A 17,421-nucleotide genomic window follows, 5' to 3' on the forward strand; every position below is an offset into this window, starting at 1 on the left:
TTATGATTAAACTTTTTTTTAAACTATCACTCGCCTTTAGTATTCTCATTATGAATACTGTTTTTGCGCAGGTTGCAGAAATCTTCAGTCCTGACGGAAAATTGAAACTGAATGTCTTTTCAGAAAACGGAAAAGCGCTTTATAATGTTACTTTTCAAGGGAAAACAATGCTTGATAAATCTCCATTGGGCTTAATCACCAATGAATCTGATTTCTCTAAAAATTTAAAATTCATTGACAGCAAAAAAGATAAAATTTCCAAAAATTACACCAACGAAAAAATCAAAAAATCACAAGTCAGTTATACAGCTAATACTCTGACAATCAATTTTACCAATGCAGATAACTTCAATATCGGAATTGAATTTCGGGTGAGCGATAATAATGTCGCATTCAGATATGAGATTCAGCCGATGAAAGACCGTTTGAGCGCAATTGTACAATCGGAAATTACAGGTTACAGATTTCCGTCTCAAACCACGACTTTCCTTTCTCCGATGATGAAGCCGATGACAGGTTTTGCCAGAACCGCTCCAAGCTACGAAAGCGGTTATAAAGCTGATGCAGAATTAGGAACAAAAGCCGATTATGGTTACGTTTTCCCTGGACTATTTCATATTGGAAATGACGGCTGGATTTTATTGTCTGAAACAGGAGTGAACAGTTTGTACTGCGCTTCTCATTTGGATACGACTTCAGAAAAAAATCTTTATCAGGTTGCTTATCCGAATATGGCTGAAAACAATGGTTTCGGAAGTACCGGAGCTGCCATTTCACTTCCGGGAAAAACACCTTGGAGAACTATTACGATTGGCGATTCTCTGAAACCGATTGTTGAAACGACGATTCCTTTTGATGTCGTAGAACCGATGTATGAACCTTCACAAAAATACACTTTCGGAAAATCTACCTGGAGCTGGATTTTGTGGCAGGACAACAGTATGAATTATGAAGACCAGAGTCTCTTTATCGATTTAGCATCAAAACTCGGTTATGAATACATTTTGATTGATGCACTTTGGGACAAAAATATCGGAAAAGAGCGAATGAAAGACCTCATTCAGTATGCCAAATCCAAAAATGTTGAGGTATTGCTTTGGTATAATTCCAACGGTGCTGCGAACGACGCGCCGATGGGACCGAGAAATAAAATGAGCTCATCCATCGAACGAAAAAAGGAAATGAAATGGCTGAAAGATATCGGTGTAAAAGGTCTGAAGGTCGACTTTTTCGGAGGCGACAAGCAGGAAACGATGCGTCTTTATGAAGATATTCTTTCCGATGCCAACGATTTTGGATTAAAAATCATTTTCCACGGAGCAACTTTGCCGAGAGGCTGGGAAGTGATGTACCCGAATTATGCAGGAAGCGAGGCTGTTTTAGCTTCGGAAATGCTGTATTTTTCAGAAGACGTCCGCAAACAGGAAGCGTTTTTCGCAACATTACATCCATTCATCAGAAATACGGTCGGAAATATGGAGTTTGGCGGGACTTTCCTGAATAAATATTTAACAAAATCCAATAAGGATAAAAATAAAAGATACACCACAGATGGTTTTCAGTTGGCAACGGCGATTCTGTTTCAAAATCCGGTTCAGATGTTTGGTATAATGCCGAATAACCTGACCGATGCTCCAAAATTCCAGCTCGATTTTATGAAAGATGTTCCGACGCTTTGGGATGAAACAGTGTTCATCGATGGATATCCCGGAAAATATTCCGTGATTGCCAGAAGACATCAGAATCAATGGTATGTTGCAGGAATTAATGCAGAAAAAACGGTTAAAAATCTGAAAATCAGTCTTCCAATGTTTGCCGGGAAAACTGTGAAATTCATCAATGACGATGCTCAGGGAAATTCTTCTGAAAAAGAAGTAAAAGTGAATGCAAAAGGTGATTTTAACATAGAAATCCAGCCAAACGGAGGTTTTGTTTTGAGGTATTGATTTTATAGTTTGGGCAGCTTAATCCGCCTTCCGCTCCCGCTTTTTTGCCTCCGCCTTGCTACGGCAAAAAGAGCTCCGCTCAAGTCGGGCTGCATAAGATTCATCGCAAAAGAACCAAAGGGTTCAATATCAATAGCCGTAGGTGCAACCTATGGAAAACGAAATGTAAAATAAAATGTGAACCCTGAAGGGTTCAATTACGTAAAACCTGCAAGATTTCATTATTAATAAAATAAAAAATTATGAACCAAATAAAAATATTTTTTCTCGTCACATTATTCGGATTTTGTTTGCAGCTTAATGCAACAGAACGATTCATCAGCACAGAAAAAAATTCAGAAACAATTGTATTGAAAGAAAAATCAGTCAGCCTTTCAGTTTTTGTCAATTCCGGAATAGATAATGGAATTTTAAGAGCGGTTAAAAATCTTCAATCTGATTTTCAAAAAGTAACAGGTGTTCAACCTGCTCTTATTTCCCAAAATTCCGGAGCGAGCGGAATGCTCATCATTATTGGTGAAGTTGGGAAAAGCAAAACCATTGATGCTTTAATTAAAGCTAAAAAAATTGATGGAAATTCAATCAAGGGAAAGAATGAAAAATTTATCATTCAAAATATCAGCAATCCATTTCCCGGCGTTTCTGAAGCAATTGTGATTGCAGGAAGCGACAAACGCGGAACAATTTACGGAATCTACGAAATGTCGCAGCAAATCGGGGTTTCACCCTGGTATTATTGGGCGGATGTTCCGGTTGAGAAAAAAGAAAATATCTATTTTAAAAAAGGAATTTACACAGACGGAGAACCTGCAGTAGAATACCGTGGAATTTTCCTGAATGATGAAGAACCTTCACTCGGAGGATGGGCAAGAGCAACGTTTGGAGGAATCAATTCTAAATTTTACGAAAAAGTTTTTGAACTGATTCTTCGTATGAAAGGTAACTACATCTGGCCTGCGATGTGGGGAAAAGCGTTTTATGATGATGACGTTTTGAACGGACCTTTAGCCAATGAAATGGGAATTATTATGGGAACTTCGCACCACGAACCGATGGCTCAGGCTCAAACCGATTGGCACCGATACATCAAAAAAAATAATCTTCCGAATGTCTGGGATTATTCTAAAAATGAGAAAGTTTTGCAGGAATTCTGGAAATTGGGGCTGGAAAGAAGCAAAAACTGGGAAAAACTAGTCACAGTCGGAATGCGCGGCGACGGTGATGAAGCGATGGGAGAGGGAACTAATATTTCCTTACTTGAAAAAATCGTGAAAGACCAACGAAAAATTATTGCTCACGTAACAGGAAAAAAAGCAGAAAAAACACCTCAGGTCTGGGCTTTATATAAAGAAGTTCAGGATTATTATGACAAAGGAATGCGAGTTCCAGACGATGTGATTTTGCTATTTTGTGATGATAACTGGGGTAATGTTCGAAAACTTCCGGACCTTTCAAAACCTTTGCATAAAGGCGGTTACGGAATGTATTACCACTTTGATTATGTGGGTGGACCGAGAAATTCAAAATGGATCAATATCAGTCCGATTCAGAGAGTTTGGGAACAGATGAATCTTTCCTACGAACATAAAGTGGATAAGGTTTGGGTCGTCAATGTCGGGGATTTGAAGCCGATGGAATTTCCTATCAGCTTTTTCCTTGAAATGGCCTGGAATCCAAAGCAATTCAATTCAAAAAATCTTTTGGAATATACTGAAAAATGGGCTGCACAGCAATTTGGTGAAAAATACGCCAAAGAAATTGCGGAAATGATTAATCTTTATTCAAAATATAACCGCCGTGTAACGCCTGAAACATTGGACTGGAAAACTTACAGTCTTCAAAATTATAATGAATTCGAAACGGTTTTGAATGATTATCGAGCATTGGCATTAGAAGCTTTACGTCTGAAAGAGAAGATTCCTGCAGAATATCAGGATGCCTATTTTCAACTTGTTTTATATCCGATTGATGCGTGCAGCAATTTGTATGAAATGTATTATGCGGTGGCAAAAAACAAAGAATTGGCAGCTAAAAAAGATGTCGAAGCTAATATTTATGCCGATAAGGTGAAAGAATGTTTTGATAGAAATGCTTATCTCGATAATCAGTATAATAATGTCATTGCCGGTGGAAAATGGCAGCATATGATGGACCAGATGAAGATTGGATACAAAGCCTGGTTTGACGGGAAAGAAAATATAATGCCTGAAGTTACCCATGTTTCTGACGCTGATATCCCGAAAGAAAAAATGTTTCAGGAGAAAAACGGCTATGTTTCCGTTGAAGCGGAAAATTTTGCAAGAATGGGCAATTCAGAGCGAATCCATTGGGAAGTGATTCCTGATTTCGGAAAAACAAAATCCGGTGTGACGACCTTTCCACAAAACGCCTATCCAAAATCTGATGAAAATATTTATCTGGAATATGATATGAATTTTGAATCCAAAGGAGAATTTGAAGTCCAGCTTTTATTAGCTCCAACTTTAAATTATAATCATAACAAAGGTTTGCGTTATGAAATTTCTTTTGACGGTGGAACTCCGCAGATTGTCAATTTCAATGGTCATTACAAAGGGGAATTGGGAAGATGGCAATCCGAACATATCATTAAGTCTGCAACGAAACACCAGATTTCTCAACCTGGAAAACATACATTTCGATTCCGTGTTCTGGAGCCGGGAATCGTGCTGGAAAAAATATTGATCAATACGGGAGGTTTACAGCCTTCTTATCTGGGTGCACCGGAAAGTGAAATTCTTCACTAAAAATCATCAGAATATTAATAATAATCTACGTTTTGCCTATGAAACATTAATCTATTTCACCTCTAAATTCTAAGTATCGTTTTTCAACAAAATAATGTACAGGAAAGAGCTAAGGATCTTGTAGTATAACCTTATTTACGATAGCTGCCTGAAACTTTTCAGGGTATTTTCTTGATGGTTTTTAATCATAAACTGTCTTGAAGGGGATTGTATTATCCAAACTTTACTGAAAATTATCAAAATTAAAACTAGAACATTATGAGAAAAATTTTAAACCGGATGCTTGCTCTGGCGCTAGGCATCACCTGTACTCAATTTGCAGATGCACAGACAGCGTTGCCTGCAAAAGTAAAAATCGACAAAAATATTGTGTATCAAAAAGTGACCGGCTATGGTGGTTTCGTATGTAGTCCGCAGTTTGCATACAATCACATGACTCCGGCGGAGATTCAAAAACTTTGGGGAACCGGCGCAACCGACGCAGGATACAATATTTTGAGGTTATATATTCCTGAAAATCAAGCGGACTGGCCGCAGGTTTTAGCAACTGCTCAACAGGCAAAGGCAATGGGACTGATCGTTTTCGCAAGTCCCTGGACAATGCCTGCAGCATGGAAAACAAATAACCATTCAAATGCCGTTTTTACGGATGCTAATGGTGTGCAGCAGATCGGCTATCTGAAACCTGAACATTATCAGGATTACGCTTTACATTTGAACAGTTTTGTAACCTATCTTGCAAATAATGGCGTGGCGCTGGATTATATTTCAATTCAAAACGAGCCGGACGAAATGGCGCAATACGCGGGCTGCATCTGGACACCGACACAGATCGCAAATTTTGTAAGGGATTACGGGCAGCTCATCAACTGTAATGTCATCGCTCCAGAAAGTGTTGGTTTTACAGATAATTTTGCCAATGCATTTTTAAATACGGCAACCATGGCCAATTTTGAAGTTTATGGCGGACACCAATATGGAAGTATGCAGTCGGTGTATAAGCAGTTTCAGGCGAATAATAAACAGATTTGGCAGACAGAATATCTGATCAACTGGAACTCTAATACAAGTGTTCCCGCACGTGATTTCAGCTGGTCGATTGATGGTTTTTCTTTTGCGAGAGCGGTCAACAATGCGATGCTCGGAAATGTGAATGCATGGGTACATTATGCATCCAAAAGATATTATGGAATGATGGGGGATGGTACAAACGGAACCGTTGCAGGTGAAATGACCAAACGAGGTTACATTTTATCTCAATATGCTAAAACCACCACCAACAAAAACAGAATTGATACCAAATGGGAAGTGGCAACAGGCAGTCTGGAAGGTTCTTCCTATATTTCTCTGGATGGAAATCAGGTGACGTTAATGGTAATAAATTCCTCCTCAAACACTTATAATCTTAAGGTGGATCTTCCTTTTTATACCAATTCTGCGAACAGCATTACTACTTCTCAAACACAGAATATGACGTCGGCGCCGCTGACCTTTACTACCGATACATTCAGACCGCAGGTGTCTGTGGCACCGTCTAGTGTAATGACTTTTGTGTTTACGAAAAGTGGCGACCGACCTGCTTCTAACATGACCGGAACTGAAATTCATTACAACAAAATTGAAACTTTAGCAACGACAAATCCGGCCTTTGGTACAGCACACCAGATTTCGGGGCAGACAGTGACGTTTTACAATTCGACACCGCTTTTCAGCCAAAATATGACGGCGGCAAACGGATATATTGCTTTGAATGACCGTTATAATAAATTGGTTTTAAATGTTTTAAGTTATACGACAACGCTTGGTCAGTCATCATCAAATACCACATTGTATTATGTTGATAATGACAATGTGGTAAGAAATTACAATTATGGAAGTGTGAATTTGCCAGCACCAGGATCCGGAAGCTTTAATCTGGTCTTTGATCTTTCTAGAGCAACGCTTCCGTTCGGATGTAAAGGAATTTTAGGTTTAAGAAGCGGAAATTACAGTTCTATTTTAACCTTAAACCTGGGTGATGTGTATTTTAATGTCGGAAATGAAAGAGCGGCAAAATTTACCGGAGCATATACTGAGACAGACAGCAGTCTTTTGGATGCGATGGAAAACAACCAGTATACTTCATTAGATTTCCGTACGGTTACCGGCATCACGCCAACTTCAAGCTGGATCGCTGGTTCTGAGAACAAGAACAGTATTTTTTACGTCAACAACAGTGTGGCAAACACCAATACCAATGTCATTTCAGGAACAAACTGCACGACACTGACGCTTTCAGATCAGGGCAAAGATTTCCAGGTTCCGTTTGATTTTACGGCGGCTTCGGCAACCTACACCAGAAATTTCAACGGCTACGGAGTTGTTTTATTGCCATTTCAGGCAGCAGTTCCGGCGAATGTAACGGCTTACACGATGATTCCCGGCTCAGGCAGTGTGGCATGTTCACCGATAACAGGAATGATTCCGGCCAATACTCCGGTGTTAATCGCAGCGACAGGAACGGTCACTTTCACAGGAACCGGATCTGTATCAACCCCAAAAGCGATTACGGTAAACCAGGTGAATGGCGTTTATCACCAAATTAAAGTTTATGCAGGGGCGTATGTTTTAAAAACAGAAAACAACGTGACCGGATTTTACAAAGTGGTTGCAGGGAGCGAACCAATGATTGATCCTTTCCAGGGATATATTACAGAAGGAAATCCGTATACTGCAGTATTTTTACCGTTGAGTTTTGCTACTTTGGCCACCTCAGAATCTGCAGTTAATGCTGATGAGGTACAGGTATATCCAAATCCTGTTAAGACCGAGTTTTTCATTGATGTTAAAAAAGGTAACGCTTTCTACACAGTTTACGATGCGAAAGGAAGTATGATTATTTCGAAAAGAGAGCTTTCTTCAGGAAAAAACAAAATTGAAGCATCAAATCTGCCTTCAGGTCTGTATTTCGTAGAAGTAACGGTTGCAGGAAATACATCTGTGCATAAGTTAATCAAAAAATAAAGATTTGATTTTTCATCAACAGATTAAGCCATCAGATTTTTTCTGGTGGCTTTTTAGGTATAAAAAATTAAACAAATTAAGTGTTAATTATACATTTATTAATTATATTATGATATATTTGCTTTTACCGAATTGAAATATCATTTTATAGTGATTCCACAATAAAATTGATCTAAAAAAATTTTATCCCATGAAAAAACTTTTTTTCTCTCTGTCAATACTAATTTGTGCCTTTTCATCCGCACAAACTTTTAAATACCCTTTCCAAAACCCCAAACTTCCTGTTGAACAAAGAATCGAAAATCTTCTCGGATTACTAACCGTTGATGAAAAAATCGGGATGATGATGGACAATTCCAAAGCAGTTCCGAGACTGGATATTCCCGGTTACGGTTGGTGGAACGAGGCACTTCACGGTGTTGCAAGAGCAGGAACATCAACGGTTTTTCCGCAGGCAATCGGAATGGCAGCGACTTGGGATGTCCCGGAACATCTCAAAACGTTTGAAATGATTTCCGACGAAGCCCGTGCAAAATACAATAGATCTTTTGATGAATCTCAAAAAACCGGACGTTACGAAGGTCTTACCTTCTGGACGCCGAATATCAATATTTTCCGCGATCCGAGATGGGGAAGAGGTCAGGAAACCTATGGTGAAGATCCTTATTTGACATCAGTTTTAGGCGTTGCAGCCGTAAAAGGTTTGCAGGGAAACGATCCGAAATATTTTAAAACGCACGCCTGCGCCAAACATTTTGCCGTTCATAGCGGTCCGGAATGGAACCGTCATTCTTACAACGCCGAAGTTTCAAAAAGAGATTTGTATGAAACCTATCTTCCGGCTTTCAAAGCATTGGTTCTGGAAGGAAATGTAAGGGAAGTGATGTGCGCGTATAATGCATTCGACGGACAGCCTTGCTGCGCCAATAATACTTTGCTGACAGAAATTCTCCGTGGAAAATGGAACTACGATGGAATGGTTGTTTCTGATTGCTGGGCTTTGGCAGATTTCTACCAGAAACAATATCACGGAACGCATCCTGACGAAAAAAGTACCGCCGCAGATGCTTTGAAACATTCTACAGATCTGGAGTGTGGCGATACATATAATAATTTAAACAAATCTCTCGCAAGCGGTTTAATCACAGAAAAAGACCTCGATGTTTCGATGCGAAGAATTCTGAAAGGTTGGTTTGAATTGGGAATGCTCGACCCAAAATCTTCCGTTCACTGGAATTCCATTCCATATTCAGTTGTGGATTCTGAAGAGCATAAAAAACAGGCTTTAAAAATGGCTCAGAAATCTATTGTTCTGATGAAAAATGAGAATAATGTTTTGCCTTTAAATAAAAATATCAAAAAAATCGCAGTTGTAGGTCCAAATGCTGATGACGGACTGATGCAATTGGGAAATTACAACGGAACACCTTCTTCCATCGTAACGATTTTGGACGGAATCAAAACCAAATTTCCAAACGCAGAAATCATTTATGAAAAAGGAACTGAAGTTGCCGATCCGTCTTCCAGAACTTCGCTTTACCAAAACTTTTTAAGCCAGAAGAATGGTGAAAAAGGAATGAAAGTTACCTTTTTTAACAATAATGAATTCAAAGGAACTCCCGCTAATGTTTCTGTAAATAAAAGCGGAATCAATTACAACAGTTTTGGCGGAACTCAGCTTGCCCCGAATGTCGGAAGAGAAAATACATCGGCTATTATTTCCGGCGTTTTCAAAAGCAATTACTCCGGCGATGTGATTCTTTCACCATCAACATCAGATGTTTACACGCTTTTTGTTGACGGAAAAGAAATCGCCACCAGAAAAGGTCCCGATGCAAGACATCCTTCAGAATTTCCTGTGAAAATGGAAAAAGGGAAAGAGTATAACATAGAATTACGTCACACCCAAAAAGGGAAATATGTAAGCATCACTTTTGACGTGTACAGAAAAGATCCTGTTAATTTTGCTGCCGTAAAGGAAAAAGTGAGAGATGCGGACATTATTGTCTTCGCAGGCGGACTTTCTCCAAGTCTGGAAGGTGAAGAAATGATGGTAAATGCAGAAGGTTTCAAAGGCGGCGATAAAACGTCTATCGATCTACCAAAAGTTCAACGCGAATTGCTGACTGAACTAAGAAAAACAGGAAAACCAGTTGTTTTTGTTCTGTGTACAGGAAGTTCATTAGGTTTAGCGCAGGATGAAAAAAATTATGATGCTTTGATTAGCGCTTGGTATGGTGGACAATCCGGCGGAACTGCCGTTGCAGACGTTTTGGCGGGAGATTACAATCCATCAGGAAGATTACCGATTACATTCTATAAAAATCTGGAACAGCTTGACAATAATTTGTCTAAAACCAGCAAACATCAGGGTTTTGAAAACTACGATATGGTCGGAAGAACCTACCGTTATATGACTGAAAAGCCATTATACGCTTTCGGTCACGGGTTGAGTTATTCAAAATTTGTTTACGGAAATGCTAAGCTGGCCAAAAGCACCATTAATTCTAATGAAAATCTGACGATTACAGTTCCAGTTACCAATAATTCGGAAAGAGACGGTGAGGAAGTGATTCAGGTATATGTAAAAAGAAATAATGATTCTTCGGCACCAGTAAAGACTTTGAGAGCTTTTGAAAGGGTTTTAATTAAATCTAAGGAAACAAAAAATATTCAATTAACGATTTCTAAAGATTCATTTACATTTTATGATGAAAAAGTAGATGATTTGGCTCCGAAAGCAGGAGACTACACCATTTTCTACGGCGGAACTTCTGATGAAACAGGTTTGAAAAGCCTTCAATTGAAAATAAACTAATCTTTGCTATTAAAACTAAATTTTAATTAAACACAAATCGAAGATTCGGGAGAATTAAAAAAGACAAAATATAATTATATCTCAAAAGTCTGCAAAATAAAAAATCAAAGATTTTTTAAGCTTATGTGTTCTTTTTATATCAATTATTAAGCTTAAAAATTAAAGTACTAAAATCTTTTGTGCCTTTTGTGGTTAAAAACTGTTCAAAAATTAATCAATGAAAACAAGATCTAAAATATTTGCAACCGCATTTTCTTTAAGCGTAGCCTTCTTTTCAGCCCAAAATAAAACTATCAAAACCCATTTCCTCGATTTGGACGGAACTTCTACCAACATCAAAATCCAGCCAACGATGTACGGGATTTTCTTCGAGGACATCAACTTTGCGGCAGACGGTGGATTGTATGCTGAACTGATTAAAAACCGCAGCTTCGAGTTCGACGAACCTTTAACCGGCTGGAAACAACCCAACACAAAAACATTGTCTCCCAATTTAGATTCCGGTTTTTTAACAATTATAACAGACAAATCCAAAACCAATAAAAACTACGCAAGAATCACGGTCTGGAATGATAAAAATTATGTGCTGGAAAATGAAGGTTTCAGAGGAATCGGTCTGCATCAAGGAGAGAAATATGATTTAAGCTTCAATCTGGAAAATGTGTCAGGCAATATTTCTGTCATCAATACAAGTCTGATGGATGAAAACGGAACAGTGATTTCCTCAGTATCTACCATCATAAAAGGTGGAGGCTGGCAAAAATACAATGCTGTTTTTGTACCTTCCAAAACCGTTGAAAAAGCAAAGCTTCAAATCACTTTTACCGGGAAAGGCGTTGTGAATATGGATATGATTTCATTGTTTCCTCAAGACACCTGGAAAGGCAGAAAAGGTGGAATGCGAAAAGATTTGGTTCAAAAATTATATGATTTACAACCCGGATTTTTACGTTTTCCTGGTGGATGTATCGTCGAAGGAAGAACCTTAGCAGAGCGATATCAATGGAAAAAGACGATTGGTAAAGTGGAAGACCGCGAAAATCTTATCAATAAATGGAACAACGGATTCGCCCATCGTCTCACGCCGGATTACTGGCAATCTTTCGGGCTTGGCTTTTTTGAATATTTTCAGTTGGCGGAAGATCTAGGCGCAGAACCACTTCCGATTTTAAGCTGTGGAATGGCTTGCCAGTTCAATACAGCCGAACTTGTAAAAATGGAAGATTTGGATCCTTACGTTCAGGACGCTTTGGATCTGATTGAATTTGCAAACGGTGATTCCAATACGAAATGGGGAAAAATTCGTGCTGAAATGGGACATCCAAAACCTTTTAATATGAAATTCATCGGTGTTGGAAATGAGCAATGGGGTGCAGATTACATTGAACGCTACAAAGTTTTTGAAAAAGCGATTCACGCCAAATATCCCGATATCAAAATCATTTCCGGAAGCGGACCGTCTCCCGATGGCGAATTTTTCGATTACGGCTGGAAAGAACTTAAAAAACTGAATGCTCAGATTGTTGATGAACATTACTACAATTCTCCGGAATGGTTCTTAAAAAATGCAGATCGATACGATAAATACGACCGAAGAGGACCAAAAGTTTTTGCCGGAGAATATGCCGCACAATCGGTTGGCGTTGTAAAACCTGACAATAAAAACAATTGGCTGACCGCACTTTCGGAAGCCGCTTTTATGACCGGATTGGAACGCAACGCAGATGTCGTGACAATGACTTCCTACGCACCGCTTTTCGCTCACGCAGACGGTTGGCAATGGACGCCGGATTTGATCTGGTTCAATAATTTGAAATCTTACGCTACTCCGAATTATTACGTTCAGAAATTATTCTCCAACAACAAAGGAACAGATTTAATTAAAATCTCCGAAAACGGAAAACCGTTGAAAGGCGAGAACAATCTCTATGCATCGGCGGTTCGTGATCTTAAAAAAGGAGAAACCATCATTAAAATTGTTAATGCTGATCCTCAGGAAACCTCAGTTGAAATCAATCCGGAAAATAGTAAAATGGGCAGTCAATTCACCAAAATTGTACTGACTTCTGCGGGACTTTCCGATGAAAATAATTTCCAATCAGAAGCCATTACACCAAAAGAAGAAACGCAGGCCATTAAAAAAGGAAAGATTTCTGTTGAAATTCCGGCAAATTCTTTAGTTATTTTGAAAATAAAATAGCTTCAAAATACCATAAATAAAGGATAATTTAAAATTAAGTGTAAATATTACATTTATTTAAAATAGAATCTTATATTTGTTTTAACTCTTAAACAAAAAACCGGAGAATTCTTTAAGGTAAATGAAAACTTAATGAAAAATCTTTGTAGAATGTAATCTATTGCATCGGTTATTTTAAAAAGAGGTAAAAACAAATAATCAAAATAAATCACTTTCGTTAATGAAAAAATACGTTATCGGCTTAGACTACGGAACAGACTCTGTTCGGGCCGTTTTGATTGATACGGAAAATGGGGCAGAACTGGGAACTTCCGTAAGCTATTACCAAAGATGGAAAGAAGGAAAGTTCTGCAAGCCGGAAGAAAACCAATTTCGTCAGCATCCGCTCGACCACATCGAAGGTTTGGAAAAAACCATTTCAGCCGTTGTCAAAGAAAGTGGCGTTGCGTCGGAAAATATCGTCAGCATTTGTATTGATACGACAGGTTCGTCACCGCTTCCCGTGAATAAGGATGGAATTGCCTTGTCACTTATGCCTGAATTTTCAGAAAATCCGAATGCAATGATGGTGTTGTGGAAAGACCATACTTCCATTGATGAAGCCGAAGAAATCAATCATCTGGCAAGAAACTGGGGCGGCGAAGATTATACAAAATTTGAAGGTGGAATCTATTCTTCCGAATGGTTTTGGGCAAAAATTCTTCACATCAACAGAGAAGATGAAGCGGTGAAAAATGCCGCATACAGCTGGATAGAGCATTGCGATTACCTCACATTTTTACTTTCCGACAATGCGGATTTAGCGTCTTTTAAAAGAAGCCGTTGTGCAGCCGGTCACAAAGCAATGTGGCACGAATCGTGGGATGGACTTCCTTCCAAAGAATTTCTCGGTCAGCTGGATTCTTCACTGGCAGAACTTCGAGACAGGCTGTACGATAAAACCTACACGTCCGATGAAGTTGCCGGAAATCTGAACGAAGAATGGGCAACAAAATTGGGCTTAACAACAAATACGGTAATTGCTGTCGGAACTTTCGACGCTCATTCCGGAGCGGTGGGAGCAAAAGTAGAGGAGAATACACTAATCAGAATTATGGGAACGTCAACCTGTGATATTATGGTGGCTCCCAACGAAATCATCGGCGACAAAACAGTTAAAGGAATCTGCGGACAGGTCAATGGTTCCGTGATTCCGGGCTTGATGGGATTAGAAGCGGGGCAATCTGCATTTGGTGATGTTTTGGCGTGGTACAAAGACATTCTGACCTGGCCTACACACAATATTCTGATGAATTCCAATGTCATTGATGAAAATCAAAAACAGTTGCTAAAAGAAGAAATAGATAACAATCTTATTCGCAATCTCACTTTGGAAGCGGAAAAAATTCCACTTTCGGAGGTGGTTCCGGTTGCCTTGGATTGGATTAACGGACGAAGAACACCAGATGCCAATCAGGAACTGAAAATGGCAATCAGCAACCTTTCCTTGGGAACAAAGGCACCGCATATTTTTAAAGCTTTGGTGAATGCCATTTGTTTTGGCGCTAAAAAAATCGTTGACCGTTTCGAAGAAGAAGGCGTAAAAATCGAAAAAGTGATCGGAATTGGTGGCGTTGCCAGAAAATCCCCTTTCATTATGCAGACGTTGGCCAACGTTCTTAATATGCCGATTGTAGTGGCAGCTTCAGACCAGGCTCCGGCTTTGGGCGCAGCTATTTATGCGGCTGTTGCAGCGGGAATTTACCCGACTGTTCAGGAAGCGAGCCAGAAAATGGGTTCCGATTTCGAAGCAGAATATTTCCCACAAGTGGAAAAAGTAGAAAAATATGCAGAATTTATGAAACAGTATCAGATTCTCGCAGATTTCACCGAAAATAATATCAAATCAAAGAAAAAGTTGACGGTTGAAAGTTTATAGTTGATAGAAGTTAAAGCAGAAAAGCTCCGTAGGAGCGCTCTGTTAGTAGCCAGAACGGTGATGAAAAAAACAAAGCTCCGTAGGAGCGCCCTGTTAATAGCAAATATGTAAATATTATCATCACAAAGAGAGCCTCGTAGAGGCGACCTGTTAAATAATTACAATCATTTAAAAACCAAAAACCATCAACTAAAATTATTATGGCAGCTTAATCCGTCTTCCGCTCCCGCTTTTTTGTTCCGCTATGCTACACAAAAAGAGCTCCGCTCAAGCCGGGCTGCGATTGATTCGTAGGAGAGAACCCGAAGGGTTCAATATGAATAGCCGTAGGTGAAACCTATGGATAAAAAACAGATTTTCAAAAAAATATGCAAATAAAATGAGCATCTATAAAGAATTAAAACGAGAATGTTACGAAGCCAATATGCAACTCGATGCATTAAAGCTGGTTGTTTACACATTCGGAAATGTGAGCGCCGTTGACCGTGACAAAGGAATATTTGCTATCAAACCGAGCGGTGTTCCTTACGAATTACTGAAACCGGAAGACATCGTGATTTTAGATTACGATGCCAATGTGGTGGAAGGAAATTTAAGACCATCTTCCGATACTAAAACCCACGCTTATCTCTACAAAAACTGGTATAACATCGGCGGAATTTCTCATACACACGCCATCTATTCCGTAGCTTGGGCACAGGCGCAACTGGATATTCCAATTTTTGGAACGACGCACGCAGACCATCTGACAACAGATATTCCCTGCGCACCGCCGATGCGAGACGATTTAATCGAAGGAAACTACGAATACAACACCGGAATCCAGATTCTGGATTGCTTCAAAGAAAAAGATTTGTCTTACGAAGAAGTAGAAATGGTGCTCATCGGAAATCACGGGCCGTTCACGTGGGGGAAAAATGCTGAAAAAGCCGTTTACAATAGCAAAGTTCTAGAAACTATCGCCGAGATGGCTTATCTCACAAGGCAAATTAATCCGAACGCACCCCGTTTGAAAGATTCACTCATTAAAAAACATTACGAACGGAAACACGGTAAAAATGCCTATTATGGACAGTAGTTTGGCTTTTGGCAATTGTCATCGTTCCATAGAAAACTACGAACCCGAAGGGTTCAATATCAGTAGCCGTAGGTGAAACCTATGGAAAAAAGTTGCAAAACCCTACAGAATCCGAAGGATTCAATTTAAATAGCTTAAAAAATATAACTAAACATCAATAATCATTTATAAATCATCATTTATAACTATGTTAACACCTCTCAATACGAAAGAAATCTGGTTCATCACCGGAAGCCAGCATTTATACGGTCCTGAAACATTAGCGCAGGTTGCGGAACATTCAGCGAAAATCGTGGAAGCTTTAAACGCTTCTTCACAGATTCCTGTGAAAGTGGTTTTGAAGCCAACCGTAAAAACAACAGAAGAAATTTTTGAAACACTTACAGCTGCCAACTTTGCAAAAGATTGTATCGGAATCGTAACCTGGATGCACACATTTTCACCTGCAAAAATGTGGATTCGTGGACTGACCGCATTACAAAAGCCAATGTTGCATCTTCACACGCAGTTCAACCAGGATATTCCGTGGTCTAAGATGGATATGGACTTTATGAACCTGAATCAGGCTGCACACGGCGACAGGGAATTCGGATTTATGGTGAGCCGTCTTCGCAAAAACAGAAAAGTCGTTGTAGGACATTGGGCGGAAGAAAGAGTTCAGAAACAGATTGGAGAATGGAGTAGAGTTGCCGCAGGTTGGGATGATTGGCAAGGTGCGAAGTTCGCCCGTTTTGGTGACAATATGAGATTTGTAGCCGTTACGGATGGCGATAAAGTAGAAGCGGAAACCAAATTCGGATTTTCAGTCAATACTTGGGGAATCGGGGATTTGGTAAGCGTTGTCAATTCCATTGGTGATGGTGAAATCAAAACATTGATTGAAGAATATGAAGCTTCATACAAAATGGCAGAATCCCTTCTTTCGGGAGGTTCAAACAGAAAATCTCTGGAAGTTGCCGCAAGAATTGAATTAGGTTTGGAAAAATTCCTGAAAGAAGGAAATTTCAAAGGTTTTTCCGATACTTTCGAAGACCTTCACGGCTTGGAACAATTGCCTGGAATTGCCGTTCAGAGATTGATGGAAAAAGGTTACGGATTTGCCGGAGAAGGTGATTGGAAAACTGCCGCTTTGGTTCGTGCAATGAAAACGATGGGACAAGGCCTTGAAGGCGGAAATGCCTTTATGGAAGATTATACGTATCATTTAAATCCTTCAAATCCTTCGATTTTAGGTTCGCATATGTTGGAAGTTGACCCTGTTTTGGCGATTGACAAACCATCTTGTGAAATTCATCCATTAGGAATTGGCGGAAAAGCTGACCCGGTTCGTCTGGTTTTCAATTCAAGAGGAAATATCGATTCTTTAAATGCCGCTTTGATGGATTTCGGAAATCATTTCAGACTGTTAATCAACAAAACAAAAGCGTTGGAAATCACTGAAGAATTGCCAAAACTTCCGGTTGCGAGAGTCCTTTGGAAACCGCTTCCTGACCTGTACACGGCGGCTGAAGCCTGGATTTTGGCCGGTGGAGCACATCACACGTGTTATAGTGAGAACATCAGCGTAGAACAATTGGAAGATTTTGCAGAGATTGCAGGTATCGAATCGCTTGTTATTGATGAAGATACGAAAATCCGTGATTTTAAGAAAACACTTCGCTGGAATGAAATATATTATCGTTAAACTTGCAAA

8 protein-coding genes are annotated in these 17,421 nt (G+C 39.4%); all 8 read left to right on the forward strand.

Annotated elements, in window-relative coordinates; translation table 11 throughout:
- Positions 1–2: 2 nt before the first annotated feature.
- The 8 genes from ACR1PN_RS00810 (at position 3) to araA (ending at position 17,412) form a co-directional block, all read left to right on the forward strand.
- Positions 3–1,946 (forward strand): glycoside hydrolase family 97 catalytic domain-containing protein, encoded by a 1,944-nt coding sequence (locus ACR1PN_RS00810; RefSeq protein ID WP_433978458.1) that lies wholly within the window; start codon positions 3–5, stop codon positions 1,944–1,946.
- 242 nt (positions 1,947–2,188) lie between these two features.
- On the forward strand, positions 2,189–4,711 hold the full coding sequence (locus tag ACR1PN_RS00815; protein ID WP_433978459.1) for a glycosyl hydrolase 115 family protein: 2,523 nt from the start codon (positions 2,189–2,191) through the stop codon (positions 4,709–4,711).
- Positions 4,712–4,969: 258 nt separating this feature from the next.
- Complete coding sequence (locus ACR1PN_RS00820; protein WP_433978460.1) at positions 4,970–7,714, forward strand: T9SS type A sorting domain-containing protein; 2,745 nt, start codon at positions 4,970–4,972, stop codon at positions 7,712–7,714.
- A 190-nt stretch (positions 7,715–7,904) separates the two neighbouring features.
- Complete coding sequence (locus ACR1PN_RS00825; protein ID WP_433978461.1) at positions 7,905–10,532, forward strand: beta-glucosidase H; 2,628 nt, start codon at positions 7,905–7,907, stop codon at positions 10,530–10,532.
- A gap of 217 nt (positions 10,533–10,749) precedes the next feature.
- Positions 10,750–12,732, forward strand: coding sequence for an alpha-L-arabinofuranosidase C-terminal domain-containing protein (locus ACR1PN_RS00830; RefSeq protein WP_433978462.1), 1,983 nt, complete (start codon positions 10,750–10,752; stop codon positions 12,730–12,732).
- Between the two features lie 220 nt (positions 12,733–12,952).
- Complete coding sequence (locus tag ACR1PN_RS00835) at positions 12,953–14,650, forward strand: ribulokinase (protein WP_433978463.1); 1,698 nt, start codon at positions 12,953–12,955, stop codon at positions 14,648–14,650.
- Between the two features lie 379 nt (positions 14,651–15,029).
- The gene (locus ACR1PN_RS00840) at positions 15,030–15,728 is read left to right on the forward strand and encodes an L-ribulose-5-phosphate 4-epimerase (RefSeq protein ID WP_378173294.1); all 699 of its coding nucleotides are present in this window, start codon (positions 15,030–15,032) and stop codon (positions 15,726–15,728) included.
- A 187-nt stretch (positions 15,729–15,915) separates the two neighbouring features.
- Positions 15,916–17,412 carry an L-arabinose isomerase gene (gene araA / locus ACR1PN_RS00845; RefSeq protein ID WP_433978464.1) on the forward strand — a complete coding sequence of 499 codons (1,497 nt, stop codon included), beginning with the start codon at positions 15,916–15,918 and terminating at the stop codon, positions 17,410–17,412.
- Positions 17,413–17,421 lie beyond the last annotated feature (9 nt).

The sequence above is a fragment of the Chryseobacterium sp. RLHN22 genome, assembly GCF_051011795.1.
GTDB classification, from domain to species: Bacteria; Bacteroidota; Bacteroidia; order Flavobacteriales; family Weeksellaceae; genus Chryseobacterium; species Chryseobacterium zhengzhouense.

Bases quoted from the DNA above. Each gene is read 5' to 3' on its own strand.
- ACR1PN_RS00840 (WP_378173294.1), top strand. From the start codon at position 15,030: ATGAGCATCTATAAAGAATTAAAACGAGAATGTTACGAAGCCAATATG.
- ACR1PN_RS00830 (WP_433978462.1), top strand. From the start codon at position 10,750: ATGAAAACAAGATCTAAAATATTTGCAACCGCATTTTCTTTAAGCGTA.
- araA (WP_433978464.1), top strand. From the start codon at position 15,916: ATGTTAACACCTCTCAATACGAAAGAAATCTGGTTCATCACCGGAAGC.
- ACR1PN_RS00825 (WP_433978461.1), top strand. From the start codon at position 7,905: ATGAAAAAACTTTTTTTCTCTCTGTCAATACTAATTTGTGCCTTTTCA.
- ACR1PN_RS00815 (WP_433978459.1), top strand. From the start codon at position 2,189: ATGAACCAAATAAAAATATTTTTTCTCGTCACATTATTCGGATTTTGT.
- ACR1PN_RS00810 (WP_433978458.1), top strand. From the start codon at position 3: ATGATTAAACTTTTTTTTAAACTATCACTCGCCTTTAGTATTCTCATT.
- ACR1PN_RS00835 (WP_433978463.1), top strand. From the start codon at position 12,953: ATGAAAAAATACGTTATCGGCTTAGACTACGGAACAGACTCTGTTCGG.
- ACR1PN_RS00820 (WP_433978460.1), top strand. From the start codon at position 4,970: ATGAGAAAAATTTTAAACCGGATGCTTGCTCTGGCGCTAGGCATCACC.